At 65.4% G+C, this 26,516-nt stretch carries 24 protein-coding genes; 9 read left to right on the top strand and 15 right to left on the bottom strand.

From position 1 onward, the window contains the following. Positions 1–8 precede the first annotated feature (8 nt). From KOF26_RS07425 to KOF26_RS07400, 6 genes are all read right to left on the bottom strand, one after another. The gene (locus tag KOF26_RS07425) at positions 9–1,061 is read right to left on the bottom strand and encodes an ABC transporter substrate-binding protein (protein WP_216322599.1); all 1,053 of its coding nucleotides are present in this window, start codon (positions 1,059–1,061) and stop codon (positions 9–11) included. 14 nt (positions 1,062–1,075) lie between these two features. Then, on the bottom strand, positions 1,076–2,452 hold the full coding sequence (locus KOF26_RS07420) for an LLM class flavin-dependent oxidoreductase (protein WP_216322597.1): 1,377 nt from the start codon (positions 2,450–2,452) through the stop codon (positions 1,076–1,078). Continuing rightward, positions 2,449–3,195: a class II aldolase/adducin family protein gene (locus KOF26_RS07415; protein ID WP_216322594.1), complete on the bottom strand. Its 747-nt coding sequence runs from the start codon at positions 3,193–3,195 to the stop codon at positions 2,449–2,451. Before KOF26_RS07415 ends, KOF26_RS07420 begins: the two co-directional genes overlap by 4 nt. Positions 3,196–3,207: 12 nt before the next feature. Next, entirely contained in the window at positions 3,208–4,296 is a 1,089-nt protein-coding gene (locus KOF26_RS07410) for an ABC transporter substrate-binding protein (protein ID WP_216322591.1), read from the bottom strand. Between the two features lie 139 nt (positions 4,297–4,435). Then, positions 4,436–5,545: a sigma-54 interaction domain-containing protein gene (locus KOF26_RS07405; RefSeq protein ID WP_216322587.1), complete on the bottom strand. Its 1,110-nt coding sequence runs from the start codon at positions 5,543–5,545 to the stop codon at positions 4,436–4,438. A gap of 89 nt (positions 5,546–5,634) precedes the next feature. Continuing rightward, complete coding sequence (locus tag KOF26_RS07400) at positions 5,635–6,654, bottom strand: ABC transporter substrate-binding protein (RefSeq protein WP_216322583.1); 1,020 nt, start codon at positions 6,652–6,654, stop codon at positions 5,635–5,637. A gap of 195 nt (positions 6,655–6,849) precedes the next feature. On the opposite strand from KOF26_RS07400, the gene KOF26_RS07395 reads away from it, so the two are divergent. The 7 genes from KOF26_RS07395 to KOF26_RS07365 are packed head-to-tail and all read left to right on the top strand — an operon-like array spanning position 6,850 to position 13,078. Next, positions 6,850–7,953, top strand: coding sequence for an ABC transporter substrate-binding protein (locus KOF26_RS07395; protein WP_216322580.1), 1,104 nt, complete (start codon positions 6,850–6,852; stop codon positions 7,951–7,953). Next, the gene (locus KOF26_RS07390; RefSeq protein WP_216322576.1) at positions 7,953–8,705 is read left to right on the top strand and encodes an ABC transporter permease; all 753 of its coding nucleotides are present in this window, start codon (positions 7,953–7,955) and stop codon (positions 8,703–8,705) included. The genes KOF26_RS07395 and KOF26_RS07390 overlap by 1 nt, the downstream gene beginning before the upstream one ends. Next, on the top strand, positions 8,702–9,481 hold the full coding sequence (locus tag KOF26_RS07385; protein ID WP_253201220.1) for an ABC transporter permease: 780 nt from the start codon (positions 8,702–8,704) through the stop codon (positions 9,479–9,481). Before KOF26_RS07390 ends, KOF26_RS07385 begins: the two co-directional genes overlap by 4 nt. Positions 9,482–9,494: 13 nt before the next feature. Beyond that, positions 9,495–10,340: an ABC transporter ATP-binding protein gene (locus KOF26_RS07380; protein ID WP_216322568.1), complete on the top strand. Its 846-nt coding sequence runs from the start codon at positions 9,495–9,497 to the stop codon at positions 10,338–10,340. After that, entirely contained in the window at positions 10,340–10,948 is a 609-nt protein-coding gene (locus tag KOF26_RS07375; RefSeq protein ID WP_216322564.1) for a nitroreductase family protein, read from the top strand. The genes KOF26_RS07380 and KOF26_RS07375 overlap by 1 nt, the downstream gene beginning before the upstream one ends. Next, positions 10,945–11,907 carry an LLM class flavin-dependent oxidoreductase gene (locus KOF26_RS07370; protein WP_216322561.1) on the top strand — a complete coding sequence of 321 codons (963 nt, stop codon included), beginning with the start codon at positions 10,945–10,947 and terminating at the stop codon, positions 11,905–11,907. The genes KOF26_RS07375 and KOF26_RS07370 overlap by 4 nt, the downstream gene beginning before the upstream one ends. 13 nt (positions 11,908–11,920) lie before the next feature. Continuing rightward, positions 11,921–13,078: an LLM class flavin-dependent oxidoreductase gene (locus KOF26_RS07365; protein WP_216322558.1), complete on the top strand. Its 1,158-nt coding sequence runs from the start codon at positions 11,921–11,923 to the stop codon at positions 13,076–13,078. A gap of 59 nt (positions 13,079–13,137) precedes the next feature. Here KOF26_RS07365 and KOF26_RS07360 read toward each other — a convergent pair whose 3' ends face one another. The 9 genes from KOF26_RS07360 to KOF26_RS07325 form a co-directional block, all read right to left on the bottom strand. Then, entirely contained in the window at positions 13,138–15,396 is a 2,259-nt protein-coding gene (locus tag KOF26_RS07360) for a TonB-dependent receptor (protein WP_253201219.1), read from the bottom strand. Positions 15,397–16,053: 657 nt separating this feature from the next. Beyond that, positions 16,054–16,953 (bottom strand): TraB/GumN family protein, encoded by a 900-nt coding sequence (locus KOF26_RS07355; RefSeq protein ID WP_216322555.1) that lies wholly within the window; start codon positions 16,951–16,953, stop codon positions 16,054–16,056. 139 nt (positions 16,954–17,092) lie between these two features. After that, entirely contained in the window at positions 17,093–17,749 is a 657-nt protein-coding gene (locus KOF26_RS07350) for a CDP-alcohol phosphatidyltransferase family protein (RefSeq protein WP_216322550.1), read from the bottom strand. A gap of 244 nt (positions 17,750–17,993) precedes the next feature. Beyond that, on the bottom strand, positions 17,994–18,719 hold the full coding sequence (locus tag KOF26_RS17070) for a response regulator (RefSeq protein ID WP_363182027.1): 726 nt from the start codon (positions 18,717–18,719) through the stop codon (positions 17,994–17,996). Further along, the gene (locus KOF26_RS17065) at positions 18,701–19,375 is read right to left on the bottom strand and encodes an ATP-binding protein (RefSeq protein ID WP_253201218.1); all 675 of its coding nucleotides are present in this window, start codon (positions 19,373–19,375) and stop codon (positions 18,701–18,703) included. Before KOF26_RS17065 ends, KOF26_RS17070 begins: the two co-directional genes overlap by 19 nt. A gap of 121 nt (positions 19,376–19,496) precedes the next feature. Beyond that, complete coding sequence (locus KOF26_RS07340; protein ID WP_216322547.1) at positions 19,497–19,757, bottom strand: hypothetical protein; 261 nt, start codon at positions 19,755–19,757, stop codon at positions 19,497–19,499. A gap of 1 nt (position 19,758) precedes the next feature. Continuing rightward, entirely contained in the window at positions 19,759–23,958 is a 4,200-nt protein-coding gene (locus KOF26_RS07335) for an RHS repeat domain-containing protein (RefSeq protein WP_216322544.1), read from the bottom strand. 65 nt (positions 23,959–24,023) lie between these two features. Continuing rightward, entirely contained in the window at positions 24,024–24,209 is a 186-nt protein-coding gene (locus KOF26_RS07330) for an RHS repeat domain-containing protein (protein WP_253201217.1), read from the bottom strand. Positions 24,210–24,385: 176 nt separating this feature from the next. Then, positions 24,386–24,970, bottom strand: coding sequence for a hypothetical protein (locus KOF26_RS07325; protein WP_216322541.1), 585 nt, complete (start codon positions 24,968–24,970; stop codon positions 24,386–24,388). Positions 24,971–25,031: 61 nt separating this feature from the next. On the opposite strand from KOF26_RS07325, the gene KOF26_RS07320 reads away from it, so the two are divergent. Both KOF26_RS07320 and KOF26_RS07315 read left to right on the top strand, forming a co-directional pair. Next, on the top strand, positions 25,032–25,286 hold the full coding sequence (locus tag KOF26_RS07320; protein WP_216322538.1) for a hypothetical protein: 255 nt from the start codon (positions 25,032–25,034) through the stop codon (positions 25,284–25,286). After that, the gene (locus KOF26_RS07315) at positions 25,283–26,425 is read left to right on the top strand and encodes a class I SAM-dependent methyltransferase (RefSeq protein ID WP_363182023.1); all 1,143 of its coding nucleotides are present in this window, start codon (positions 25,283–25,285) and stop codon (positions 26,423–26,425) included. The genes KOF26_RS07320 and KOF26_RS07315 overlap by 4 nt, the downstream gene beginning before the upstream one ends. The last annotated feature ends 91 nt before the right edge of the window (positions 26,426–26,516 follow it).

Raw genomic sequence — 26,516 nt, 5'->3', positions numbered from 1 at the left:
GAAGCGGATCAGACGGCGATGCGCGCCGACCGGAGCGCATCGAGCGGGCGCGGATCGATCCAGTCGCGCACGTCAAAGCTTTCGGGGATGAAGTTCCAGCGATGCAGGAAGTTGGTGAAGTCCTGGATGGCCGTGATCGACTGGTCGTCGAGATCCGTCTTCAGCCGCGTCTGGGCATCATCGCCATAGGCGACGGACACCCAATATTCGCTCGAATTGGTCTCGCGGGCGAGGTAGCGGCGGACGTCCGACGGATGATCCTGCGCCCAGGCCTCGGCGCGCAGCACCTGGTCGAGGATCGTCACCGCCGCGTCGAAATGATTGTCGAGCAGGTGGCCGTCCACCGCCAGCGTGCGCGGCGTGCCGTTGTTGGCGCGGATCAGCGGCTCGGGATGGGCGCCGGTGTCGATCACCTTGGTAAGCCCGAACTGGTTGGCGGCCTGCGCGCCGTGCGCGCCCTTGAGGAAGATCGCGTCCACCTCACCGCGGATGAGCGCGATCAGCTCCTGGTTATTGGCCCGCGCCCGGCTGCCGACACGCCGCGCCAGCGTGCCGTTGACGTTCTCGGCGCGCTCGTCGCTATAGTGGGTCTCTATGTCCTGATCGACGATCTCGACGTCGGGCACGGTCAGCCCTTCGAGGCTGAGTGCGTTCTCCAGCCCGCGGATCGCCTGCGCCCGCGTAAAGTCGATCTCGACATGCTTCCAGTTCGGCAGGCCGAAGCGGCGGCCCTTCAGGTCGCGGACCGTCTCGATGCCGGAATCCGGACGGGCGAGGATGAGCTGGGTCTCGTCCGCCCAGGACAGGCCGATTACCCGCGTGTCGCGGCCGCGTGCCCTGGCGCTGATCGCCGGGATGTTGCCGCCGTGGCGCACCGAGTTCTGGAGGGTATGGCTGAAATGGGATTCGCGCGTAGCGAAATCATTGGATTCCAGCAACGAGGAGAGCTTTGTGCCCTGCGCCCGGAAGGCATTCTCCAGCCATCCCTGCTGGATGGCGATGCCGAGCCCGGTCGGCACCGGGCAGCGCGTGTACCAGAGCGTGTCGAGTTTACTGGCCATGATCTTTCCCTTTCTCAGGACACGGGTGCGAGGATGCGGGGTTCGGCCACCGCCGGCGCGGGCTCGGCGGCGCCGATGCGCGGGCGCGGGAGACCCAGATGCTCGCGCAGCGTCGTGCCTTCATAGTCGGTGCGGAACAGGCCGCGCCGCTGCAGCTCCGGCACTACCAGGTCGACGAACTCGGTGAGCGAGCTTGGCATCAGCGGCGGGATCAGGTTGAAGCCGTCGGCGGCGCCGCACTCGAACCAGTCCTGAATTTGGTCGGCGACATCGTTGGGCGTGCCGATCACCACGCGATGCCCGCGCACCGCATTGAAGCGCAGGAAGAGCTGGCGGATCGTCAGGTTCTCGCGCCGGGCAAGTTCGGTGAGCTGGCGCCAGCGGCCCTTGCCATTCTCCGGCTCGGGCAGGTCGGGCAGCGGCCCGTCGAGCGGATAGCCGCTGACATCCTGCCCCATCAGATTGAGCTCGCCGGAGAAATCGACGGCGTCTTCCAGCGCGCCGAACTTGTCCTGCGCCTCCTGCCGGCTCTGGCCGATGGCGAAGGACAGGCCGGGCATCACCTTCAGCGTATCCGGATCACGGCCATATTTGGCCATGCGCCCCTTCACGTCTGCGTAGAAGCGCTGCGCGTCGCCGATGAACTGCGCGGCGGCATAGATCATCTCGGCATATTTGGCGGCGAAATCGCGGCCGACCTCGGAATTGCCGGCCTGCGCGAACACCGGATGGCCCTGCACCGGGCGCGCCGTGTCGAGCACTGTGTCGAGATGGAAGTAGCGCCCGTCATGGTGGACGGGGTGGACGTCGTTCGCGTCGAGATAGATGCCGCTGTCGCGATCGGCATGCTCGAAGGCGTCGTCCTCCCAGCTGTCCCAGAGCCGGCGCGTGATATCGACGAACTCGGCAGCGCGTTCATAGCGATCGGCGTGGCTGAGCGGCTGCTCGACGCCGAAGCTCTTCGCCGCCCCGTCAGCCAGCGAGGAGACGATGTTCCAGCCGATCCGCCCCTTGCTGATATGATCGACCGAAGCGAAACGACGCGCGAGCGAATAGGGCTGGTCGAAATTGGTGTTCACCGTCGCCACCAGCCCGATCCGGCTGGTGACGGCGGCGAGTGCTGCGGTGAGTGTCAGCGGTTCGAAATCGAGGAAGGCGTGGCGGCGCTCGATGCCCTTGGTGCTGTCCCCATTCTGGCCGACGAAATCGGCGAAGAAGGCGACGTCGAACTTGCCGCGCTCGGCCGTCTTCACCAACTCCGCCCAATAGGCGAAGTCCGGCCGGCCGCTGCGCGCCGATCCCGGCTGCCGCCACGCGCCTGGGTGATGCCCGTGGCGCGTGAGGAACACGCCGAGGGCGAGCTGGCGCTTCGCGCTCGCCGCCCCGGTCACTCCGCGGCCTCGGCGGCAGGCGAGGCGTAGCGGATCGTGCCATCGTCATCGACGTGCGCGTCGGCGGGGACGAGCTTGCCCATCTTCCATTGCTGTTCCAGCACGCCCGGCCCGAACGGCTTGGAGCCGCCCAGCGCCGCGCCGAGGATCTGGAAATGGGCGCCTTCCTCGAGCAGCACGATGTTGTTGACGAGATCGCGCAGGCCCTTCCAGCTCCACACCGTGGCGCCGCCATTGGCCTCGACGATGCCGGGCACCTCGCGGTCGCGCTCGATCGAATCGAGGATGAAGTCGACCTCCGCCTGCCGGCGGTTGATATAGACCGGCAGCTCCGCGCTGAAGCGGAAGCGGCGGTTCGGCACGTAGAGCAGCGGCAGCGCCCGATGGGCCTGGGAATAGGCGCCGAGATGGGGCGTATGGATGTGGCTGATCGCCTGCACGCCGTCATGGGTCTTGAACAGCTTCAGGTAGCGCGCGGCGCCGCCCGGCTTGCTGCTCCAATAGCTGTTGCCGTCGAAATCGATCACCGCCGTCTGCGCCCGATCGGGATCGTCCTCCCACAGGCCGAGATAGTTGAGTGTGATGATCTTGTTCTCGTTGGGGATGCGGACCGCGAAGAACAGGGTGCCGCTGGGCGACAGCGTGTGCGTCTCGCGCAGCACGCGGAAGGCGCGGCGCGCCTCATCCTCGGTCTTGACGACGAAGGCGATGGCTTCGGGCGAAAGGCCGGCACGATCGGACATGGAGGGTTCCTTTCAGGCGAGTTCGGGGATGCGTTGGGCGGAGCCGCGCGCCGCTAGCGTGCGGGCGGCTTCGAGCGGGCGCGGGTCGATCCAGTCGGCCAGCGCGAAATCGGCGTCGAGGAAGCCGTGGGTGAAGAGGAATTTCTTCTGCAGGTCGAACAGCACGAGCCGCTCCTCGTCGAGCGTCGGGTGCAGCCCTTCGTGGAGCAGGCGATAGGCCTGGTCGACCGACGCGGTGCTGCCGGCCGTCTCATATTCGAGGATGTCGCGCAGCCGGTCGGGCGAGGACGCCACCCAGTCGGCCGCGCGCAGTGTCACCGCCAGGAAGCGCACCAGCAGATCGAAATGATCGTCGATGAGCGACTGATGGACGGTGATCGGGCGCGGCGTACCGTTGTTCACACGTAAGCGGCGGTCGGGCAGCGCGTCGAGATCGACGGCCACCACCAGCCCGGCCTCGCGCGCCTGATCGAGGGCGGAGGCACCCTTGACGTAGATCGCATCGACATAGCCCTCGACGAGCGGCTGGATCGACCACAGCCGGCCGACGCCGGACCGGCGCGGTTCGAGGTCGCGGCCGCTGCCGCCGATATTGCGCAGCCGATCCTCCGTCTCGACCAGCGTGACATCGTCGAGGGTCAGGCCCGCCGAGGCGAGCGCGCCCTTGTATCCGGCCAGCGACATGCCGCGCGCGATGCTGGTGCCGCGCACATGGCTGGGGATGTCGTTGTGCGACCAGCCGGGCAGCGCCAGCCGGCGGCCCTTGAGGTCGGCGGCGGCGCGGATGCCCGTATCGGGGCGGGTGAGGATGAGCTGGCTTTCCTCGATCCAGGTCAAGCCGATCAGCTTCGTCGGCTCGCGTTGCGCGCGGGCGGCGATGGCGAGCATGTTGCCGCCTTCGCGGATCAGCGTCGGCAGGCGATGATCATAATGATGGCGGCCAAGCTCCGAGCCGGATTCCTGGAGCGTGCGGACGGCGATGCCGTCTTCCGCGAATTCCTCGGTCAGCCAGTCGAGCTTGTAGGCGATGCCGGTCGCAGTGGGCACCGGGCAGCGCGTAAACCACAAATCGGTGGGCAAGCCATTGGTCGGTATCGCCATGCCGTCTCTCCCTCACATCCTGTCCCGGAAAGACAGCAAAGGCCGTGCCAATCGGCGAGGCGTCGGATTTCCCCGGGGAGAAGCGGGTCGGAGAGGCGCCGGCTGTGCGATAATCAGCAGGCGACCTGATCAGATTTGCTCAGATCAGCCCGAAATTCTTGAGGTGGGTGCGCACGACGTTGCGCGTCACGCCGAGTGCTGCTGCGGTGCGGATCTGGTTGGCGCCGTTGCGCTGATAGGCTTCGGTGACGACCGCGTTCACCAGCCGGTCGAGCAGCGCCTCATGGCCGCCGTCGAGCAGCCGCGCGATCATCGGGCGGACGATATCCTCGAGCGAGCCCGAAGGCGGCAGGCTGTCGGCGGGAAGCGGCGCTGCATCCGCCGTCGGCAGGCCGAGATCCCCGACTTCGATCACGCCGTCCTGGCAGACCAGGGTGGCCCGGTAGATGGCGTTCTCAAGCTCGCGGATATTGCCCGGCCAGCCATATCGGTAGAGCGCTTCCTCGGCCGCGTGGCTGAGATCGAGGCGGCGCGGGCGCAGCTCATCGCCATAGGTCTGGAGGAAGTGGCGAGCCAGCGGCAGGATATCCGCGCGGCGCTCGCTGAGCGGCAGCAGCGGCAATGTCACCACCTGCAGCCGGTAGAAGAGATCGGCGCGGAAGCCGCCCTTCGCCACCGCCTGCTGGAGATCGACATTGGTCGCCGCGATCACCCGCACGTCGAGCGGGATCGGCGTGCGCGAACCGAGGCGCACCACCTCGCGCTCCTGCAACACGCGCAGCAGCTTGACCTGCAGCGGCAAAGGCAGATCACCAATCTCGTCGAGGAACAGCGTGCCGCCATTGGCGGCCTCGAACCAGCCGGCGCGCGCGGCATGGGCGCCGGTATAGGCGCCCTTCTCGGAGCCGAACAATTCGCCCTCGATCAGCGTCTCGGAAAAGCTGCCGCAATTCACCGCCAGGAACGGCCCGCCCGCGCGCCGGCTGAGCGCGTGGACATAGCGCGCGACCAGTTCCTTGCCGGTGCCCGTCGCGCCGACGACGAGTATGTTGGCATCGCTCGGCGCCGTCTTCTCGATAAGCGGCAGCAACGCGCGGGATCGCGCGTCGGAAAAGACGAAGGCGCGCGCACGGACGCCGACGGAATGATGCTTCTGGCTGTCGAAGGACAGGACTGAGCGGCCGCCGGCCTGCGTCGTCGTGGCCAGGCCGACGGGTATCTCCGGATCGCCGTGCTGCGGTATGGCCATGGCTTTCCTCTCCCCGATCCAAGCCGGGCGAGGATAACAGCAAATACCCTAGCTGATAACTAGGAAATAACGTCACCCGTGTAGCTGAGCTATCGCATCGCAGCGAGCGGGGCGGGGTGCAGCGTGGCGGCGAGCGGGCGGGCGTCGACCCACGAGGCGATATCCACGCATGCATCGAGAAAGCCGTGCGTCCAGAGGAAATCCGCCTGCTTGTACAGCATCGTCACCCGGTCGGCCGACAGGTCGGGGTGGAGCGAACGATGGAAGTCGTTGCGATAGGCGGCCTCGACGCCCGCGATGCTCGACACGGTTTCCCGGGCGAGGATCGGCTTCAGCGCGGTGAGGTTGGTCGAGGCCCAGTCCGCGGCGCGCAGCGTCTGGCGGAGGAAACGGACGACCAGCTCGAAATGATCATCGATCATATGCTGGTGCACCGTGATCGGGCGCGGCGTGCCGTTGTTCACGCGGGCGAGGCGACTGGGATAGGCGTCCAGATCGATGCCCACGCTGAGCCCGAGCCGCGCCGCCGCCTCGGCACCGGCCGCGCCCTTCACATAGACCGCGTCGACGCGGCTGGCGGCAAGCCACTCCAGCCCCAGCCAGAGCCGCCGCATGCCCTCTGCGCTGGGCAGCTCGACCGGCGGCGCCGGCACATCGACCAGCGTCACATCCTCGAGCGTTAGCCCGCCCAGCGCCAGCGCGCTCTGGATGCCGTGCAGCGACATGCCGCGTGCGATGCTTTCCCCGCGCGAGCGTGCGAAGCCGGGCAGCGCGAAGCGCAGGCCGCGAAGGTCGGCGGGGCCGAGGATGCGGGTGTCGGGGCGGACCATGATCGCTTGATGCTCGTCGATCCAGGTGAGGCCGATCACCCGCGTCGGCGCGCCCATCGCGCGGGCGGCCAGCGCCTGGATGTTGCCGCCCTCGCGGAACAGGTAGCGCGCCTGATGCTGAGGATCGTCGGCGACGAGGTTGAGCCCGGCCTCGCGCACCCGGTGCACGGCGATGCCGTCACGCCCGAATGCCTCGTCCATCCAGCCGAGCGCCCAGGCCACGCCGGATGCCGCCGGCACCGGGCAGCGCGTGATCCAGATGGCTTCGGGAAGCTTCATGCGCTCGGTCTCCGCTTCGCGCTCATAGAGCCTGTCGGGGATGTTGGGTAGCAAAGCCCGTGCCAGTTGGATTTCGCGCAGCCCGTGGCCGGCATTGCTTCAAATTGCACAGCCTTTTCGCGCCGCCGGCCCGCCGCCCGGCCGTCATCTCGCTTGGCACGCGAAGTGCATCGGGGTCTCCGAAAGGAATTCCGAGTGGCCCCTGCAAGACAGTCATGGCGCCCATGGGCGATCGGTGCGGCGGTGCTGGCGTTGATCCTGGCTGCGATCAGCGTCCAGTTCCGCGGACGGGGCGACGCCGGCGGCGCGAAGACGATCACCATCGCCGGCATCGCCTATTCTTATCAGGGCGGGCAGGCCTATAACGGGCTGACCGGCGTGGTCATCCGGCAGGGGTGGCTCAAGGACGAGCTGGCGAAGCGCGGCGTCGCCCTCGCCTTCACGCCGGTGCCGACGGCGGTCGGCGCGCCGCTGATCAACGAGGGCTTTTCCGGCAAGCGGATTGATTTCGCCTCCTATGGCGATTTCCCGGCGATCATCGCGGTGTCGGGCGGCGTGCCCCTGAAGCTGGTGGCGGCGGTGGGGCAGGGGCAGAACAGCTACCTGATCGTTCGCAACGGGCTGCCCGCGAAGAGCATCGCCGATCTCAAGGGCAAGAGCATCGCGCTGCACCGCGGTCGCCCGTGGGAGCTGCCGTTCTCCAAGCTGCTCGACGCCAATGGCCTGAAGCTCAGCGACTTCAAGATCGTCAACATCAATCCCGCCGCGACGCCGGCCGCGCTCGCCTCGGGCAATGTCGATGCGGCCTTCCTGCTCTCCGACGGGCTGCTGCTCGAACAGAAGGGCGTCGGCCGCATCGTCTGGTCGACCAAGGAGGCCCCGGCCGACTGGCGGATGCGCGCCGAGCTGTTCGGCCGCGGCGATTTCGTGAAGGGCAATCCCGAGCTGACCCAGCTCGTCGTCGATGCCTTCGTGCGCGCCGCCGCCTGGTCGTCGCAGGAAGCCAACAAGGGCGAGGTGATCCGTGACGCCTCGCGCGGCTCGATGCCGGAGGCGATCATCGCGAGGGACTATGCCGAATCCGGCATCCCGTGGCGTGATCGCTTCTCGCCGCTGTTCAGCCCGAACATCGCCGACCATTATCGCTCGGTCGCGCAATATGCCTTCGATCGCGGGCTCGTGCGCAGCAAGGTCGACACGGATGCGCTAATCGACGATCGCTTCGTGGTGCAGGCCCTGCGTGATCTGAAGCTGGAAGGCTTCTGGCAGCAGCCCGCCACGGCGGGGGCGCAATCCTGATGACGCCGCAATCCCGCATCGCTGCCGTCGCCGCGCCGCTGGTGCTGATCCTGCTCTGGCAGCTCGCCTGCCTCAGCGGCGCCTTTCCCGCCCAGGTCCTGGTGCCGCCGAGCGAAGTGGCCCGCACGCTGGCCGCGCTGGCCAGCAGCGGTGAGCTGGAGCGGCATATCGGCGAGAGCATGTTCCGCCTTGGCCTCGGCTATGTCATCGGCGCGCTGGCTGGGCTCGCGTTCGGTGCCACGATCGCGCTGTCGCGCTGGGCGGAGGCGGCGTTCGGACCCTTCTTTCTGGCGCTGTGGCAGGTGCCGGTGATCGCGTTCGTGCCGATGCTGGTGATCTTCCTCGGCATCGACGAGCCGTTCAAGGTGGCGATCGTCATCCTCGCGGCCTTCTTCCCGATCGCGCTCGCCACCTTTGACGGGGTGCGCGGCGTGCCGCGGACGTGGTTCGAGGTGGCGCGCGTCTACCGCACGCGGCTGCCTGATCTCGTCTGGCGCATCCTCATCCCCGCCACCGTGCCGGCGGTGCTGACCGGGCTGCGCTTGGCGCTGACCCGCGCATGGGTGGTGCTGATCGCTGCCGAGCTGCTCGCTGCCGACAGCGGCATCGGCCAGATGATGGAGATGGGCCGGCAGATGTTCCGCATCGACGTGGTGCTGGCCGGCGTGGTGGTGAGCGGCGTGATCGGCTTCGCGCTGGACCGCGGCGCCAAGGCGGTCGAACGTCGCGCGACCCGGTGGAGGACGGCATGAGCGCGCTGCTCTCGCGGCCGTGGCTGCGCATCGGCGTGGGGCTGGTCGTGCCGGCGCTGGTGCTGATCTGGTGGCAATCGCAGGCCACCGCCGGCGGCGCGCGCGCGATCGCTTTCGCGCCGCTCCAGTCGGTCGGCACCGCCTTCGTGGAGCTGGCGGAGAGCGGCCTCATCTTCTCCGACATGCTTGCCACCCTGTCACGCAGCCTGTCGGGCCTCGCCATCGGCGGTGCGCTGGGCATCGCCACCGGCGTCGCCATGGCCTGCTGGCGGCCGCTGGACCGCGTGCTGGGGCCGTTGCTGATGGCGATCCGGCAGGTTCCGCTGATGGGCTGGCTGCCGCTGATCGGTCTGTGGGCCGGCACCGGGGGGGCATCGGAGTTGATCGTGGTCAGCATCTCGGCCTTCTTCCCGACGATGTTGAACAGCTATGAGGGCGTCGCCCATGTCGAGCGGCGCTATGTCGAGGTCGGGCGCATCTACGGCTTCACCGCCGCCCAGCGCTTCCGCCTAATCCTGTTGCCGGCGGCGATGCCACTTGTGCTGACCGGCGTCACCCAGGCCTTTGCCTTTGCCTGGATTTCTTCGATCGCGACCGAGATCCTGCTCGGCGTCGGCGGCGGCCTCGGCGTGACGATGCAGCTTGCCCAGACGCAGCAGCGGCTCGACATCATCCTCGTCACGATCATCGCCACCGCGCTGCTCGGCTTCGCCATCAACCAGCTCTTCTGCAGCCTGCGCGCGCATCTGCTGCGCTGGCAGGCGTCCCCGCTCTGATCAGGAGACACGAATGTTCCCGGATGTCCGATCCCGTCCCCCGGCCGAAGCCAAGGCTGCGGCGCGCGGCGCGCTGACAATCAGCGACCTCGACAAGAGCTTCACCATCGCCGGCGCGCCGCGTGCCGTGCTGGATGGCGTCAACCTCACCGTGAAGCCGGGCGAGTTCATCAGCATTGTCGGCGCTTCCGGTTGCGGCAAATCGACGCTGCTGCGCCTGATCGTCGGCCTCGATGCCGAATATAGCGGCGAGATCCGCCTCGACGGCGAACGCATCGCCACCACCAGCCTGGATCGCGGCATCGTATTCCAGGATCACCGGCTGTTCCCGTGGATGACGCTGGGCCAGAATATCGAGCTGGCGCTGCTCAATACGGATACGCCCAAGGCGCGCCGCGCGCAGATCGTCGCCGATCATATCGCGCTGGTGAACCTGCAGGGCTTCGAGACCGCCTATCCGCACCAGCTTTCGGGCGGCATGGCGCAACGCGCCGCAATCGCCCGGGCGCTGGTGACGGAGCCCAAGCTGCTGCTGCTCGACGAGCCGCTGGGCGCGCTCGATGCGCTGACCCGCGTCCATGTCCAGAACGAGCTGCAGCGCATCTGGATGGCGCAGCGCTCGACGATGATCATGGTTACGCACGATGTCGAGGAGGCGCTGTATCTCGGCGACCGGGTGGTGGTCATGTCGCCCAATCCGGGGCGCATTCGCCGCATCGTCGATGTTGACCTGCCGCATCCGCGCGATCGCAGCGCGCCGCTGCTCCACCGGTTGAAGGACGAGATCCTCGCTGAGCTGACGGCGCGGCCCGCCGATCCCGCCAATCTCGTCCGCCTGCCGGGCCGGGAGGAGCGCTGATGGCCCGCGAGCCTGCTTATCCGATCGACCCGCTGTTCGTCGATCGCTGGTCCCCCCGCAGCTTCACCGGCGAGCCGGTGCCAGATGCCGTGCTGCAAAGCGCGTTCGAGGCAGCGCGCTGGGCGCCCTCTGCCTCCAATGCCCAGCCTTGGCGCTTCCTCATCACGCGGCACGGCGATGCGAACTGGGAGACCTTCCTCGGCCTGCTCATGCCGCGCAACGCGCTGTGGGCGGGGCGGGCGTCGGCGCTCGTGCTGATCCTGTCCGCCCGGCATATCGAGCGGCGCCGAGCGCTGGTCGACAATGTCTCGCACAGCTTCGATGCCGGCGCGGCCTGGGCGAATTTCGCGCATCAGGCGCTGCTGCTCGGCTGGCACAGCCACGGCATCGGCGGCTTCGACCGCGACGCGGCGCGGAGCCGGCTCGCCATCCCCGAAGATTATGCCATCGAGACGATCGTGGCCCTCGGCCGGCTGGGCGGGCTCGATACGCTTCACGCCGATTTCCATCAGACGGAGAGCCCCAACGGCCGGCGATCGCTCGACGAGACGGTGTTCGCCGGGCGGATCGGCGAGCCTGCCTTCACCGACGAAAGGAACGCGGCATGACCATCCACGCCTATTGGCGGATCGACCCCGCTGCCGAGCCCGCTCGCGCCGAGCGGCGCGCCCGTCAGCAGGGGCCGCGCCTGTTCCGCGATGTGCGGACGGCGGCGATCTTTCGCTATGATTATTATGCCCAGCTCGCCCAGGCGGCGGCGCAGACCGCGTTCGACGGGCTTTTCGTGGCCTATCGGCCGGAGGCCGATGACAGCCAGATCATCGCCGCTGCCCTCGCCCGGGAGACGCCGGGGCTGGCGCTGATCCCGGAATTCCCGGCCTCGGTCGGCTCGGCCGTCTATGCCGCCAAGCAGGCGGTGAGCTTCCAGCGGGCCACGCGCGAACGGCTGGGCTGGGCGATCGCCCAGCCCGCCGACGCCGAGACCCGCGCACGGGACGGCGATCATGTCGACGAGAATGAGCTGATCGCCCGCACCGAGGAATTCCTGGCGGTGGCGCGAGGGGTGCACGGGGCGCGCCCCTTCTCCTTCAAGGGGCGATATTTCGAGGTTCAGGATGGCGGCTTCGACGCACCGCTGAACCGCGTGCGTTTCCCGCGCGTGTACCTCCAGGGGGACAGCGAGGAGGCGCTGTCGCTTTCGGCGCGCGCCGCCGATGTCCACCTCTTCGCCGCGGCGCCGACCGAGCGGCTGCGCAGCCTGATCGAAGGGCTGGACGCGCTTGCCCTTCGCGAGGGGCGGACGGTGGCGTTCGGGCTGGTCCAGCCGGTGCTCTCCCGGCAATTCTCCGACGAGGCGCATCGCGACGCCGCCCGCCTCGGGCTCGGCGAGACGGCGATGGTCGGCGATCATGCCGAGGTTGCCGGGCGGCTCGCTGCGCTGGCGGCGCTCGGCATCCGCCATCTCGTGCTGACTGCGCCCGGATCGCTGGAGGAGGCCTACGAAGTCGGCCAGCACGTCCTGCCGCGCCTCCGCGCGCTGACCGAAACCCTGCCTGTCGCGGCCTGAGCGGAGGTGTGTGATGACGATCGACTTCTACTGGCGCCTGCCGACCCATGGCTGTCATTCCAGCCTCCGCCACGGCGGCTATGACCGCGGCGACTGGTCACCCCTCGGCACCCACAATGTCGCCCCCGGGCTGGACCGGCAGGGCAGGGACGATGGCTTTCGCTATATCGACCATCTCGCTGAGATCGCGCGCGCGGCGGAGAGCGCGGGCTTCATCGGCGGCCTGATCCCGTCCTTTCCCAATACGGACGATCCCTGGGTGATCTCGCCGCTCTTGGCGCGGGCGACGCGGACCTTTCGGTTCATGATCGCCTTCCAGCCGGGCTTCCTCAATCCGGTGCACGCCGCCCGGCTGTCCGCCAGCCTGCAGCGCGCGACCGGCGGGCGCACCGTGTTCAACATCATCACCGGCGGCGGCGGCCCGGCCCAGCTGTGGTGGGGCGACAGCTTCAGCCACGACGACCGTTATGGCCGCACCACCGAGTTCCTCGACGTGTTCAAGGGCGTGTGGAAGGGCGAGGGCTTCACCTATGATGGCCGCTTCTATCAGGTGAGGGATGGCGGCCTGTCGCCGCTGCTCTCGGCGGAGGATCTGCCGGAGATATGGTTCTCGGGCTCGTCCGACGCCGCCCTTCAATCGGCGGCGAAGCATGCCGATCATTATCTTTCCTGGCTGGAGCCGTTCGACCAGCTCACCGACAAGTTCGCGCGCGTGAAGGAGCGTACGGCGGCGCTCGGCGGCGAGCAGAAATGCGCCGTGCGCGTCGATCTCGTCGCCCGCGCCACCGAGGAGGAGGCGTGGCGTGACATCAAGCTCGGCTTCGAGAATGTTGACGAGGCGCGCCGCCGTCAGAGCCGGGGCGGGCCCACCGATTCCGTGGGCGCCGCGCGCCAGCAGGCGCTGCGGCCAAGCGAGGCACGGCGCTATGAGGATCTCATCGTCGCGCCCAACCTGTGGGGCGGCTTCAACCTGCTGCGCGGCGGGCCGGCGCTTGGCATCGTCGGCAGCTATGAACAATGCGCGGCGCGGCTCGACGAGCTGATCGCGCGCGGCGCGGACGCCTTCATCCTCGCCGGCACGCCGCATCTCGAGGAAGCCTATCGGGTCGGCGAGGAAGTGCTGCCGCTGCTCGGCCGGGAGGCGCCGGCGCTGCTGAGGGCGGCGGAATAATCCGGCGGGAAGGGAAAAAAAGGCGCCGGCGAATTTCGCCGGCGCCCTTTCTCATGCGCTCAGAAGCGCGCGATCAGAGAGACGCCATAGGTGCGCGGATCGCCCCACTGCACGGCATCGCCATTGATCCCTTGCGCCGGATTGGCCTGGGGCAAGGCGTGGTTGCGGTAATCGACGTCGAACAGGTTGTTGGCGAACACCGTCAGGGTATAGCGATCATTGGCGGCGCTGTAGCTGATTCGCGCATTGGCGATAGTGTAGCCAGGCTGGTTCAGGGCCGGCCGGTTCAGCGTGTCCTGCGGCGTGATGTAATAATATTGGAGCGAGTTGTAGCGTGCGTCCGCCGCCAGCTCAATGCTGCCCGCATCGCCCAGCGGCACAGTATAGCTGGCGCTGCCGTTCAGGGTCAGCTTCGGCGCCCGCACGAAGCGCGCGCCGGAGAGATCGGCGCCGCCGTTCAGCACCTGCAGCTTATCATATTTCGTGTCGAGGATGCCGACCGATCCGGTGAGCTTCAGTCGTTCGATCGGGGTCGACGCGATCTCGATCTCGGCGCCGTTGACATGCGCCTTGGCGGCGTTCTGCAGATAGGAGACAGTGGCGCCGCCGACCGCGCCGGGATTGGGGCCGACAACGTTGATCTGCACATCGTCATAACCATAATGGAACGCGGTGACGTTGAACGTCAGCCGGCCATCGAACCATTGCGACTTGTAGCCGATCTCCGATGCATCGAGCTTCTCCGGCGCCACCGCGGTCAAGGCCACCGGCAATGTCGCGGCCGTATTGAAGCCGCCCGACTTCAGGCCATGGGAGAATTTGAAATAGACCATGTTGTTGGCGTCGATCTTCCACGACGGCGTCACGTCATAGGTGAAGGCGTTCCATGTGCGCTTGAGATCGCTGGAAAAGGTGCCCGGCCCGCCATAGGTGCCGGTGTAGCTGTCCCACCAATGGGTGTAGCTGCTCCAGCCGGAGGCCGCCGCGTTGGGCGACGCGAGTCGGTCGAAGTCGAGCGTTTTGGTCTCGCGGGTCCAGCGTGCGCCCACCGTCAGCTTCAACGCATCGGTGAAATCAAAGGTGGCGCTGCCGAACGCTGCGCCGCTCTCCGCCTTGTGGCGATAGCTGGTGAGGCTGTAGGCCGGCGTCGCCGTCGAGCCGGGCAGCGCCGCCACCGAGCCTGCCGGCAATGTTGCCGACGCGGCGTTGGAGATGATCCGCTCGTTGAAATAATAGGCGCCGAGGATCCAGTTCAGCCGGTTCGTCTGGGGTGAGGCCAGTCGCAATTCCTGGGTCCATTGCCGACTGCGCGCCCGGGTATAGCCGCGCGAAATCTCCAGCGGCGTGTAATCGCCGTCGGTGGCGCTGCGCGTCTTGAACCGTTCATAGCCGGTGATCGCGGTGAGCGTCAGATTGCCGAGCGAGGCGTCGAGGTGCAGCGATCCGCCAAGCTGCTTGTTGCGGCTGAACTCGCCGGCATTGGTGCTGACATCGTCTTTGTTGGTGGACGGAGCATAGCCGTTGCGGACCACGCCGTTGGCGGCATAGCTCGTCGTCGTCCAGTAGGTGCCGTCCGTGTCGTAATCGCGATAATGGACGCTGAGCAGCGCCTCCAGGCTGTCGCTCGGCTTGAACAGCAGCTGCCCGCGCAGCACCGCGTCGCGCACCGCACTGGATTTGTCGCGGGTGAAAAGATTGTTGAAGCGCCCGTCGCGATCGTCGAACCGGCCGGAGATGCGCGCCGCCAGCACATCCGGCGCCAGCACCGCGCCGATCCCGGCCTCGGCGATCTTGTTGTCGAAGCTACCATATTCGAGCTTCGCATAATTCTCGTCGTCGCCCGGTGCGAGGCTGGGGCGCTTGGAGATAACGTTGATCGCGCCGCCGGTGGTGTTCTTCCCCCACAGCGTGCCCTGCGGGCCGCGCAACACCTCGACGCGCTCGATATCGAACAGCGGCAGGCCGGTGGCGCTGGCGTTGCTGATATAGACATCGTCCAGATAGAAGCCGACGGGGTTGGCGAGGTCGAGCTGCTGCTGGCCGGCGCCGACGCCGCGGATCCACCAGCGCGGGCGGCCATGCTGCTGCGTGCCGGCGGACGCATTGGGTACCAGGTTCAGCACCTCGTTCGCGGATCGGCCGACGCCGCCTTCGCTGAACAGATTCTGACTGAGCACCGTCACGGCCGTCGGCACATCCTGCAGCCGCTCCTCGCGGCGCTGCGCTGTCACGACGATATCGGCGCTTTCGACAGCCGTATCCGCAGCGGCATCGGCCACGTCATCGACCGCGGCCAGGGCAACGGCCGGGAAAGCCAATGTGGAGGCGAGGGCGCTGGCATAAAGGAGCGCGGCTCTCGATCGGATCAGATAATGAAGCAAGAAATTCCCCAGTCATTGGCGCGGAAATGCGCGGATGACCATCGGGAAGCAATGACTATGCCAGATGGATAGTGCGTTGTATTCTAATGATATTGAGTAGAAAATGGCGACAAGGCTGGTGCAATCACAGCATCGCCACTCGCCGCCTGTCGCATCTGCAGCATCCGCCCGACGCTCGCCCTTCTACCCGCGGTGTGACCGTATTCGTCGAGGGGGGCGGTGGTAGAGCGCCATCCGACCGCTTGACCGCGGCGATGAGAAGGACTGACTGCAGATCAGATAACGTGGTCACTGTTGGGCTCCGATGGAGGCAGCTTGAGTGCCCTTCCACTGTCGAGAGCCCGACGGATTACCAGGTCAGGTCGTCACCCGCTCCGTGCGAATTACGACCCACTTCCGCTCCATTCGAACGGAGTGCTCTTTCCGGTTGGAGGTTCTCAGCACTTATCTGGCATGGTGATCAGCGAAGACCGCTTCGCGCCCATTCAGGCCGTTCGTGGCACTAGAAGGCAATCACGAAAGCGGACATCCAATCAGACGAGAGAGTAAGCCGGCTAGGGGCACTTATTCCGATCGACGAGGACAGATCCGAGTTTATATGCCATACGAGACCGTAAAGCCGGCGTTCCTCGCCTGTACGAGCAGGCTTTCGGGCCCGACCAGATGATAAAGACCTACGACAACGAGCGTCGGCTTCGGCTCGCGTAGCATGCCTTCGAACCGCGGTATCCAGCCGTGGTTACGAGCGACCGTAAGCTTCTCGTACAGCTCGGGATATTCACGCTCCTCGTGGCGAACGAAATCCAGGGCCGGCCCAAGCTGACCGGATAGCCAGCTGGCCGATATCCGCTCGGATCCGGCACGGCCGAGAACCACGCCGTCTGCACAAAAGCAAAGAAACTGGGCGTCTTGCTGGGCTGTCATGCCGCCGAACCACGCGAAAACGTCGTCCTTCACTGCAAATTCGCTGGAGACAGGGATATCGGCAGCCATTGCCTGGGCGCTCAGAATCGCGTTGGCGGATTTTCCGATCAACCCCGCGGTTTGGTAGCCAGCATCCTCGAGGGTGGCGCCGACCAGCCAGGGTCGCGCGCCGTCCAGCTCATCAAGCGAAACATGCGACATGGCTGCCGCCTTCTTTACCCGCGCCATCTGTGCTGGGCTCAGCAGCCCCAGTGGCGAGGATGAGCCGGACATCCCAAACGCCTTCGCCAAATCCGTGGCTGCGTTTCGATAGATTTGGTTCGTTTCCGTCCAGAGGCGCCCGCACCGCAGCAATAGCGCCTCGACGATCGGATTGTGCCAGTCGATTGGACGGGGCAGGCTCTCACCGAGTACGTATATGCTCCTGCCACCCTTTCGCACGGTCCATAGCGGCGCTGCGTGAGCAACCGCCCCGATGGCTGGCGCAGCAGATAGAGCCAGGGCCGAACTGCCAAGGACCTGCCGCCTACTGATTTGAGCATCGAGCAGTGGATGAGATTCATCAACCATGGTGTATTACGCTAGCAATACACAGTCGGACGCACAACCCATCTGTGGCTCTCGTAGGCAGCACATGCCCTACAAATGCCAGAGATCCGCCCCTCTCCGGAGGCGAGTTGGTTGCAAACAACCTATCCGGGTGCAGCGGTCATGGCTCAAGTGGCGCAAGGCGTCGGCACGTGAGAATGGATTGATTGAGAAACAGGAGGACCAGGACCGCACCGGCCACCCCGACGAAAACGTCGAAGCCCGACATCTGTCCGAAAACATCCGGGGCATCGTCAAGGAGCAGCATCGCAAGTGTCAGCCCAATGAGCATCAGGCGAAGCTCTGTAGGCCCTGCGGCAAGGTAGGAGAGCTTGAGCTCGCCGCAAACCTTCGCCGCTAGATAGGCGTGGACGGATAGGAGAAGGTATCCGATTGCGGCAAAAAGAGCGACATCAAGTCTGACGAACGGACTGCACCCGATCCCCCCGATGATGAGGACGGTGGCAACCCCATCGCAGCTATGATCCAGAAAATATCCGTAGTTCGGTCTCTCCACCCGACGGAATCGTGCGAGGCTGCCATCCATGGAGTCGCCAAACCAGTGAACGAGATAGCCGAAGATTGCCAACCACAGCCAGGCTGCCGCCCATTCGCTTGCCGCATAGCCCACGAAGACCATTACTGACCCGACCATCCCGAGGCTCGTCAGTCGATCCGGTGTCACCCAGCTCGGCATTCGGCCGCAAAGCCAGGTTAGCAGGCGGCGCTCGGCGACAGCTAAGACGTTGCGTTGAATGCGCTCGGGTGTTTCCGTCATAGCCCCTTATGTTGAAGCTCTCCTCGACAGGCAACGCTCAGCACCGCCGGGGGGGCGACTCTCGAGAAGAGGAACGCATGGCGCCGGTCGGCCCACGCCGCAGCCCCCCGTCGTTCGGCCCCGATGGCTGACTATATGCGGCCCATCACGGTGCGGGGTTCAGAGACACAGGACCGCCGTGAGCGCACGGTCGGGCTACTGGGCACCGTCAGCTGCGCGTAGTCGCAGGCTCGTGCATATAGATTCAGCTAAGGCCCTTGGGCGGTATGTCGCATTCTATGGATAATTTCTGGAGCGCCTCTTGGAGCTCCGCCCCCGAATATGGACGTGGGATCACAACAGTACACCGGTCATCGCGCAGACGCTCCCGTAATCCGGCTGCTTGCTCGCGAACTGTGACCACGAGGGGAAGCTGGGCGTGCAACGCCCGGAGTTCAGCCCTCAGGTCCTCCCCCGAAATATCCGTCAACACGTCCTCAAGGATGACCGCATCATAGCTTCCTTGGGCCGCGCGCACCTTGTTCAGCGCCTCCGATCCGGTCGCAGCTTCCTCAGCGCGCAAGCCCAGGCCGCGCAGCACCTCGGCGGCGAGGATCCGTACCGCCGGCTCCCCCTCAACGATCAGGACGCACTTGGTGCGCCCCGCATCGAGCTGATCGCGGACTTTCTGAGCTAGCGCCTCGAAGGTAAATGGCTTGACGATCACCTCGACCCCTGGGTCCAGGCGTCCGCCATGCACGATAGCGTTGCGGGTATATCCCGACGTGTAGAGGACCCGCAGCCCAGGCTGGGCCTTGCGGGCTTCCGCCGCCAGTTCGCTTCCGGTCATCTCGGGCATCACCACGTCGGTGAACAGCAAATCGATCGGGCCCTCCTGCCGCTCGAGCAGCCGCAGCGCCGCCGGTCCGTCATGGGCTTCGAGCACGCGATAACCAAGCTCGCGCAGCGTCTCTACGGTATAGGCGCGCACATCATCATCATCCTCGACGACGAGGATCGTCTCACGCTCGACACTTCCTTCGAAGCTGGCCTCGCCGCAGGGAGCTGTTCGGGCACGGAATCCCGCAACAGGCGCGGCAGATAGACCTTGATCGTGGTTCCCCGCCCCTCTTCCGAATAGATCTTCACATGGCCACGGGATTGCTTGACGAATCCATAGACCATCGACAGCCCGAGCCCCGTGCCCTTGCCGACCTCCTTGGTGGTGTAGAAGGGCTCGAACGCGCGGTCGATCACCTCCTTGGGCATGCCCGATCCGGTGTCGGTCACCGCGATCATGACATATTGCCCCGGCGGCACCTCGGCTTGAGCGGCGGCATATCCTTCATCAAGCCGGGAGTTAGCGGTCTCCATCGTAAGATGGCCACCGTTCGGCATCGCATCGCGCGCGTTCACCGCGAGATTGACAATCGCACTCTCGAGCTGGTTGGGGTCCGCCTCCACCCGCCATAGGCCCGGCGCCGTAACGATTTCAAGCCGCACCCGTTCGCCAATGGAGCGCTGAAGTAGATCGGACATGCCAGCCGCCAGCCGATCAACGTCAATCGGCTTGGGCGCCAGCGGCTGCCGGCGGGAGAAGGCGAGCAGGCGCTGGGTCAGCGCCGCGGCGCGTTCGGCACCCTTCATCGCATTGTCGAGCGAACGGCGCGCACGCTAGACGGCACCGCCAGTCTCGCTGACGGTGCCGTATATCTCGCTAAATTAGGATGTGCAGACAATAGGTTAGCCTGCAGGGGAGTCATTCCTTTTATCTTGCTTCGCCTCCGCCCAACGCTTCCGCGAACAAATCCGCATAATCATCGACGTTTGACACTTCGCGATAGCGACGGCGCTCGATCTTCACGTTGAACCGCTTCTCTAAGGTGAGAGCGATGGCGCTCAGGTCGTCCGATGCAAGCTCTAGATCGGATACGAAGCCTTCCCCATCGCCAAATTCACGGTCCACATACTTCGCGACCTCATCGTGTATGACGGCGGCCAATTCTGACTTGGTTATGCCCTGCGCCATTCTAGTCACCCCTCGCCGTGCAGATGCCGATAGCGGCTGCATCGTAGGCCAGCAATGCTCCACCGATCACCACATTTGCCCTACCAAGCACCGTTGCGATGCGCACACTTCCGAACGCTGCCTTGGTAAAGGATCGCGCCGCAGCGCCTTCGAAACGCGCATTCAATCCTAGCTTAAACGAGGTGTAATTCAGAACATTGGTAAAGCTCGAAGACTCCCCAATGACGGGTATCCCGACAAGCGGCTTGAACACCGGCAAGGAAGCGATCTCCGAACCAATCTTTGCTAGATCGAGACCGGCTTCAGCCTTCCCGTCCCCAAGCCCGTACTGGGCAGCAGCACAGTCCTTGAACTTATCGAAAGTGGACTTGTCCTTTTGCGGCGATCCTGCGGCTCCAGCCAAGCTGATGCCGCCCTGTACGCCAACGTAGCCGGTGGAAAGTGAGCCCGTGACGGCAGAGGGCGCGGGAGGCGGCGTGAGGATGATCTCCCCGGCATCCGAGGGGCCGCCGGTCCCACCACAATAGGTTACGCCGAGATCCGTGGCGCAACCCGGGTTGGCCGTGCCCCGACCGCCATTGGATGTGGTATCGAGCCCCATCGGATCGGTGGCATTGATCGGATCGCTGCCGACATAATTATAGAGGTTGGGGCCGGCGGCATAGCCGATCGGGTCGGTCTGGGCGAAGCGGCCGAGGCTGGGTACGTACATACGGGCCTTGTAATAATACATTCCGGCCTCCGATTGCCAGGCCTGTCCGGTATATTGGAACCGGCCCTGATTGCCCGCGCCCGGGTTGCCATATTCGTCATAGGTGTTGATCGACAGCACGCCGCCGGTGGCATTGGTGATCGCGGTGATCGAGCCCCGCTCGTCGGCGTGCAGCCAGCGGCGATCCGCCGTGCCGGTGCCATTATACCAGACCAGCGGTTCGTCCACGCCCGGGCCGAACACGAAGCGGCGAAGCAGGTTGCCTGAGGCATCATACATTGCGATCAGGTCATCGCCATCGCGATCGGACCGAGCGGACACGCCGCTGCTGTACACCAGTCGATGCAGCGCGTCGTAGTAGAAGCGGCTGGTGCCGGCCAGCACCAGCTCATTCTCTGCGCTGTAGCTGAGCGCCAGCCCGCCGAGCGAGCTGAGGTTGCCGCGCGGATCATAGCCCGGCGAGGCGACGCCCGGGGCCGGCGGCGTATATTGGTTCAGCCCGTTCGTGCCATAGCTCGCCGCTCCGTTTGCCGCGCCGGTATAGGCGTAGAGATCGTTCGAGCGCGTCTGCTGCATGATCTGGCCGGCGGGATTGTAGCTGAAGCCCTGGATCTGGTCCCAGCCACTGCCCGGCATGTCCTGCGACAGGGCGGTCAGCCGCGAGGCGTCGTCATAACCATAGCTGGTCATCGTGCCATTGCCCCGGGTGAGCGTGGTACGCCGCCCGAGATCATCATAGCCGAAGGTCGCCAGCAGGCCGGGACCGGAGGTCGCGCCGTCCTCGTGGACCGAGGTCGTCATGCCGCTCGGGTCATAATCAAAATAGACCGAGAAATTGTCGGGCCAGGTCAGCCGCGTGCGGTGCCCGGCGAGATCGTAGCCCATCGTCTTGGTCAGGCTGGTGCCGTTCAGCCCGGACGTCTCCGACGTCTTGCGTCCGAGCGCATCATAGGTGAACGCGGTGGACGTATTGTACAGGTCGTTGGCGTTCGTCGCCGTGACGATCCGGTCAAAATTGTCGTAGCTGTAGGCCGGGTTGAGATTGCTGTTGCCCGTCGGCAGGTTCTTGGTGCTCAGCCGGTTCAGCGCGTCATAGAAGTAGGCAATGGTGTTGCCGTTGCGCAGCCGGCGGACGCTGACATTGGACGCGGGATCATAGGTCAGCTCCTCATAATCGGTCGTCGAGCTGCCGCCGCCGGCCTGATTGGGATAGTAGGTGCGGAACAGTCGATCGAACCGATCATAGGCGAAGGCCGTGACATTGCCCTTACCGTCGGTCAGGCTTGCCTGCCGGCCATTGGCGGTCCAGCTCGTCGAGATGGTCTGCGCCGCGCTCGTGCCGAGGGCTGTGGTCACGCTGGTCTGGCGATCAGCGGCGTCATAGCCATATTTCGTGATGCGGTCCGGACCGAAGCTGCCGGCCGTGCCCGCCGTGCAGGCTGATGCGGGCAGCGCGCCGAACGCGGCGGGGTTCATGCGCAGCGTCGCGCAATCGAGGCGGCTGGCGGTGTCATAGCTGTACTGACGCAGGCTGTGGGTGGTGCCGCCCGAGGTGAGGCTTTGCGTCAGCATGCGACCCGCCCCGTCATAGCTGGCGCGGCTCTCCTGCAGCGACACGAAGCCGCTCCCATCCGCATTGGCGGTGCCGCGGGCGACGCTCGTCAGCCGCCCTTCGGCGTCGTACGTGCGGCTCGCCGCGCGGCTGCGGCGCGGGCCGCTGCCATCGGGATCGGGCTCGACCGTCACCATCGGCTGGCGCATCGCGTTATAGGTCGTCACCGTCGTATCGGCACCGCCGGCAAGCGGACCATCGACCGCGATCACGTTGCCGCGATAGTCATAGCCTGTGGCTGTGGTCGCGGAGAGTGAATTGTCGCCGGCGCTGGTGGTAATGCTGTTGGGCTGCTTGTTCGCGTCGTGGCTGATATGGATCTTCACCTCATCGGCCGTGCCTGCGCAGGACGCGGACTTCTGGCAGGACGAAATATCGGTGAGCAGGCTGACGCCTCCGATGCTGAAATAGCCATAGCGAGTCTGCGGCGAGACGCCGTTGACAGCGGGCCGCGTCATCGACTGAATCTGGCCGGTATCGATATCGTAGCTGTAGGAGGTGACGTTACCTCGCGCGTCGGTGGTGGTGCTCGGCTTGTTGCAGGCTGCCGTGGTCAGGCAGCTGGACGGAAAGCTCGCACTGATCACGATATCGGCCGGCTGCGGCGCAGGGCCGGGCTTGGCGACGATGCGGGTCTCGGTCAGGTTGCCGCGGCCGTCATAGGTGTAGTGAGTATAGTCGCCTTCCGGGCGCGTGACCTGCACCAGCCGGCCGTTACCGTCATAGCTGTAGCTGGTGGTCTCGCTGAGTGCATTGGTCGTCGATGTCATGCGGCGCGACGCGATGTCGAAGACATAGGTCGTGCTGTGGCTGAGCCCGTCGGTCGCGGTGACGGTGCGCGCGCCGCCGGCATCGACAGCCGCATAGCTGACGGTGCCGGCGGGCGTCGTCACACTCGATATGCGGCCGGCCGCATAGCCCAATGTCACATTCTCGGAGGCGCTCGTCGGCGTCCGGATGCCGATCAGCTGGCCAGTAGGGTTGAGGTGGAACTGCGTGGCGTGGCCAAGCGGGTCCGTGACGGTCTCAAATCTCTCGCCGCCGACAATCCAGGTCGTGTTGAGCCCCGTCGAGGCAAGGCCGTTGGCGCCCGTGGCGACGTTGTCGACCCTCACCGAGGTAAGGGTTGACCAGAGGCTGTTGTCCACACCGATACTGTCGTCGTAATTATCCTCGGCATAGCCGTAGACAACGCGATAACCATAGGCGTTGCCGGCGGACTGCAGCCGGGACAGCGTGTAGCGCGACGTACAGACGGGGCCATCGCTGAGTTCTTTCCACGTCGCGCAGGGCATCACCGTCGTGTAGGTGAGGGAGACCTGGGCACCAGAGGCATAGGTGATGTCGGAAGCCAGGCCTTCGTTGAACGTGTCGGAAATGCGCTTGCCGTAGGTCTTGTTGAAATGGATCACCATGCCGTCGGCGCGGGAATAGGTGTAGATGTTCGTGCCGTTGAAGGTAAGCGTCGAGCCATTGCCCTCCGTTGGCGTGAAGGTGGAGCCGGATACCGTGAAGCTGTCCGATTGTCCGCCGAGGCTGACGGTAAGCGTGCTGCCGTTCTTATAGAGATAGACGTTATACTCATCCGTCCAGCCATTGCCGGCCCAGCGCCTGGTATAGGCCATGGTCGCGTCGCCATGGCCGATGGTCATTGAGGGCGCGCTGAAATTGAACGTGCCGGCAAACAGGTCGACACCGTTCGCGTCGATCACCTGCCGTACCGGCACCGGAGCAGGCGCCACGATCTGCGCCTGAACGAGGGTCGGCAACGAGGCCGAGCCCAGCAGGGCGGCCAGCGCAAAACCGGTGTGGCGAGACATGGCCGTGCGCGCCTGTCGCGGGCGCACGAAGCCGTTCTCGGAATCGAGCCTCTTCATCATCATATCCTTTGTCTGGTGGCGCCAGCATGGGCGCCGGGATCGGGGCGCCCGGCCCCGGATCGTCAGTGGGAAGCGCCGCTCACCGCCACGCTGGTCCGGTTGTCGGCATTGTCATGTGCGTAGGTCGTCGCCTGGCCGTTGTTCACACTGCCTGAGTGGGCGACCTGCACGAGCCGCCCTTGGGCGTCATAGCTGTAGGTGATCGTCTCGGCTGCGATCGCGCCGGTGGCTCCGCCAAAGATGATCAAGCCGATGCAGAATAATCTGTTTCGCATTGTCCTCCTCCGATTCGCATCGTGCGAACATAAGAAGAACAGATACCCCTCGATCCTACATCGCAAGGGGTTTTCACGTCCTTTGCGGCCATCGGCAGACGTCGGGATTCCCCGCAAAGCGGTCGATGGCCGTGTCGCATCCGCGCAATCTAGATGTACAGATCAAACAGAATGACGGCGTCGTGGCCGTCATATCGCCCGACCAGACTGATCATCGCCCCTGGTGCATCGATGGCGCGCATTCCACGAATGCCGACGGCCGCCATCTGGGTCTCGAAAAGGATCGGCTGGCCGCCTGCGCGCATATCGGTCACAACCGTGCCCCCGGTGCGGTCGTCCCGCCACGCCGCAAAGCCCCAGGCCGTGCCGATGAGCCGCATGTCGGCACGGGGTGGGACGGGGGTAACGGGCTCGAATGGAATCGCCGGCTGGCATGGCATACGCGCCGCTGGACCGGCCTTGTACGATCTGCTCGCGCGGCTGCTTTCAAGCACGAAGCAGGCGCCGTCATCGAGTTGGATTTGATACGGAGCAAAGGCGCCGGTGACCGCAATGATTGGCCGGCCTTTTGGCGCTTCGATAGGTGCGCCCCTCCCCGGCGGCACGTAAGCCACGATGCGATGCCGGCGCCGGTCGAACACCGCCTCGATCCCCTGCCCGATCGTGCTCTGATGGCGCTGTTCGGCGCCGCCCGGGGCCCCGGAGGACGATGGCCACGAGGCGCTCGTGGACATCGTCCTCCGGCCCACGCTTCCGCCGGCGGACGAGTTCGGTCCTCGGCGGCCCGTTGGGGAAATGCCTGCCGAACAGGGCGCTGACGTCCCGCCGGCAGGCGGATTCGTCGCGATTGCCGTCGACGTCAGGCAATACTCCATCACGACCGGCGTGGCGCCGAACGAGGAAACCTTCCGCAAGGCGATAGAGGAGTCGGGCACGGCGCTGCTCGAGGCGGGCACCGAGCTGGCGCAGGCGACCGCCGGAGCCGCTACGGGCATTGAGCGGGCGAGCACCGCCTTCGCTAGCTGCGGGTACACGCCAACCGCTCGGTGAGCGCGATAGGAGAGACGGTCGGAACGCCGACCTTGCTCGCAGGGCTTCAAAGGGCCGCGAAACTCTATCTCAATCCGGATGAAAAAAGCGGGGGACGCCACTCAATGGGAAATCTCTCAGAGGCCGGGGAGAAAGGGGGATGTGCTCGCGTCGCTGAATCGGTTAGGACGCTGTTTTCTGCTCCGGTGGTGAATATGTCAGTTTCAGATGACGAAGTGCGGTGGGCGTACCGGATGCTGTTGGGTCGCGAACCCGAGAGTGAACGGGTTGTGGAGGAACAGACCACCATACGAGACAGGGAGCAGCTCCGCCAGATTTTCATGAATAGCTCGGAATACCGTTCACACACGTCCTATCGATTGGTCGGCCGCTATCTCGAAGCGGGGCCGTCGATCGTGGAGGTGGATTGCTCGCCACAAGAGCTTGAACGCATGCTTTCCGGAATTTCGCGGGAGTGGACGGGGTTCGGGGAACGTGACCCGCACTGGTCTGTGCTCGTGAATGATAAGTTCCTTATGCCCAACGTTCGCGCCCACGAGGACGAGTTTTACGCAACAGGCATCCCAGACGTTGCACAACTTCTGGCCATGATTGGTAGGAACAGGCCCTCAGCGCAACTGGCAAGGGCGCTCGATTTCGGATGCGGTGTCGGGCGACTGTCACTAGCGCTGGCGCCGCACGTCGGCCATGTTCTTGGCCTAGATATTTCGGCGCCGCACCTAGTGTGGGCGCGTGAGCGCTCCTCGAAGGCCGGCATAAGCAACGTAACATTCGACACGATTTCCACGGTAAACGATATCTCGCGTTACAATGGACAAGATCTCATTATCAGCATGATTGTGCTGCAGCACAATCCCCCGCCAGTTATGGCTACGATTCTACTGCAACTCCTCGGCCTCCTCACTCCTGGGGGTTTGGCTATTTTCCAGGTGCCCACCTTCCTTGAGGGCTATAGCTTCTCCGTTGCTGATTATCTGGCGGCAGAGCAACCATCTATGGAGATGAACGCGCTGCCCCAGTCGGTCATCTTCGAACTGATCTATCGCGCGGGCTGCCGTCCCGTGGAGGTTCGCGAGGACGGAAGGATTGGCGCGACGCCTGGCCTCTCTCACACTTTCTTGGTCGAACGCACAGCCTGAGTACGGCTGTGCATTTCCAGTCGAGCATCTCGCTGTAGCTGGAAACGTCATTCTCGCCCGCTAGCGGCGCGGACGCGCGCCCGCTTTCAAG

This window comes from Sphingomonas quercus, from assembly GCF_018863195.1.
In the GTDB taxonomy this organism is placed as follows: Bacteria; Pseudomonadota; Alphaproteobacteria; order Sphingomonadales; family Sphingomonadaceae; genus Solisphingomonas; species Solisphingomonas quercus.
Note: the sequence above shows the minus strand (reverse complement) of the source record. Positions and strands in the feature narration are given on the sequence as shown.

Bases quoted from the DNA above. Each gene is read 5' to 3' on its own strand.
- KOF26_RS07425 (WP_216322599.1), bottom strand. From the start codon at position 1,061: ATGGCCAGTAAACTCGACACGCTCTGGTACACGCGCTGCCCGGTGCCG.
- KOF26_RS07415 (WP_216322594.1), bottom strand. From the start codon at position 3,195: ATGTCCGATCGTGCCGGCCTTTCGCCCGAAGCCATCGCCTTCGTCGTC.
- KOF26_RS07410 (WP_216322591.1), bottom strand. From the start codon at position 4,296: ATGGCGATACCGACCAATGGCTTGCCCACCGATTTGTGGTTTACGCGC.
- KOF26_RS07405 (WP_216322587.1), bottom strand. From the start codon at position 5,545: ATGGCCATACCGCAGCACGGCGATCCGGAGATACCCGTCGGCCTGGCC.
- KOF26_RS07400 (WP_216322583.1), bottom strand. From the start codon at position 6,654: ATGAAGCTTCCCGAAGCCATCTGGATCACGCGCTGCCCGGTGCCGGCG.
- KOF26_RS07390 (WP_216322576.1), top strand. From the start codon at position 7,953: ATGACGCCGCAATCCCGCATCGCTGCCGTCGCCGCGCCGCTGGTGCTG.
- KOF26_RS07385 (WP_253201220.1), top strand. From the start codon at position 8,702: ATGAGCGCGCTGCTCTCGCGGCCGTGGCTGCGCATCGGCGTGGGGCTG.
- KOF26_RS07380 (WP_216322568.1), top strand. From the start codon at position 9,495: ATGTTCCCGGATGTCCGATCCCGTCCCCCGGCCGAAGCCAAGGCTGCG.
- KOF26_RS07375 (WP_216322564.1), top strand. From the start codon at position 10,340: ATGGCCCGCGAGCCTGCTTATCCGATCGACCCGCTGTTCGTCGATCGC.
- KOF26_RS07370 (WP_216322561.1), top strand. From the start codon at position 10,945: ATGACCATCCACGCCTATTGGCGGATCGACCCCGCTGCCGAGCCCGCT.
- KOF26_RS07365 (WP_216322558.1), top strand. From the start codon at position 11,921: ATGACGATCGACTTCTACTGGCGCCTGCCGACCCATGGCTGTCATTCC.
- KOF26_RS07355 (WP_216322555.1), bottom strand. From the start codon at position 16,953: ATGGTTGATGAATCTCATCCACTGCTCGATGCTCAAATCAGTAGGCGG.
- KOF26_RS07350 (WP_216322550.1), bottom strand. From the start codon at position 17,749: ATGACGGAAACACCCGAGCGCATTCAACGCAACGTCTTAGCTGTCGCC.
- KOF26_RS17065 (WP_253201218.1), bottom strand. From the start codon at position 19,375: ATGAAGGGTGCCGAACGCGCCGCGGCGCTGACCCAGCGCCTGCTCGCC.
- KOF26_RS07340 (WP_216322547.1), bottom strand. From the start codon at position 19,757: ATGGCGCAGGGCATAACCAAGTCAGAATTGGCCGCCGTCATACACGAT.
- KOF26_RS07335 (WP_216322544.1), bottom strand. From the start codon at position 23,958: ATGAAGAGGCTCGATTCCGAGAACGGCTTCGTGCGCCCGCGACAGGCG.
- KOF26_RS07325 (WP_216322541.1), bottom strand. From the start codon at position 24,970: ATGTCCACGAGCGCCTCGTGGCCATCGTCCTCCGGGGCCCCGGGCGGC.
- KOF26_RS07320 (WP_216322538.1), top strand. From the start codon at position 25,032: ATGCCTGCCGAACAGGGCGCTGACGTCCCGCCGGCAGGCGGATTCGTC.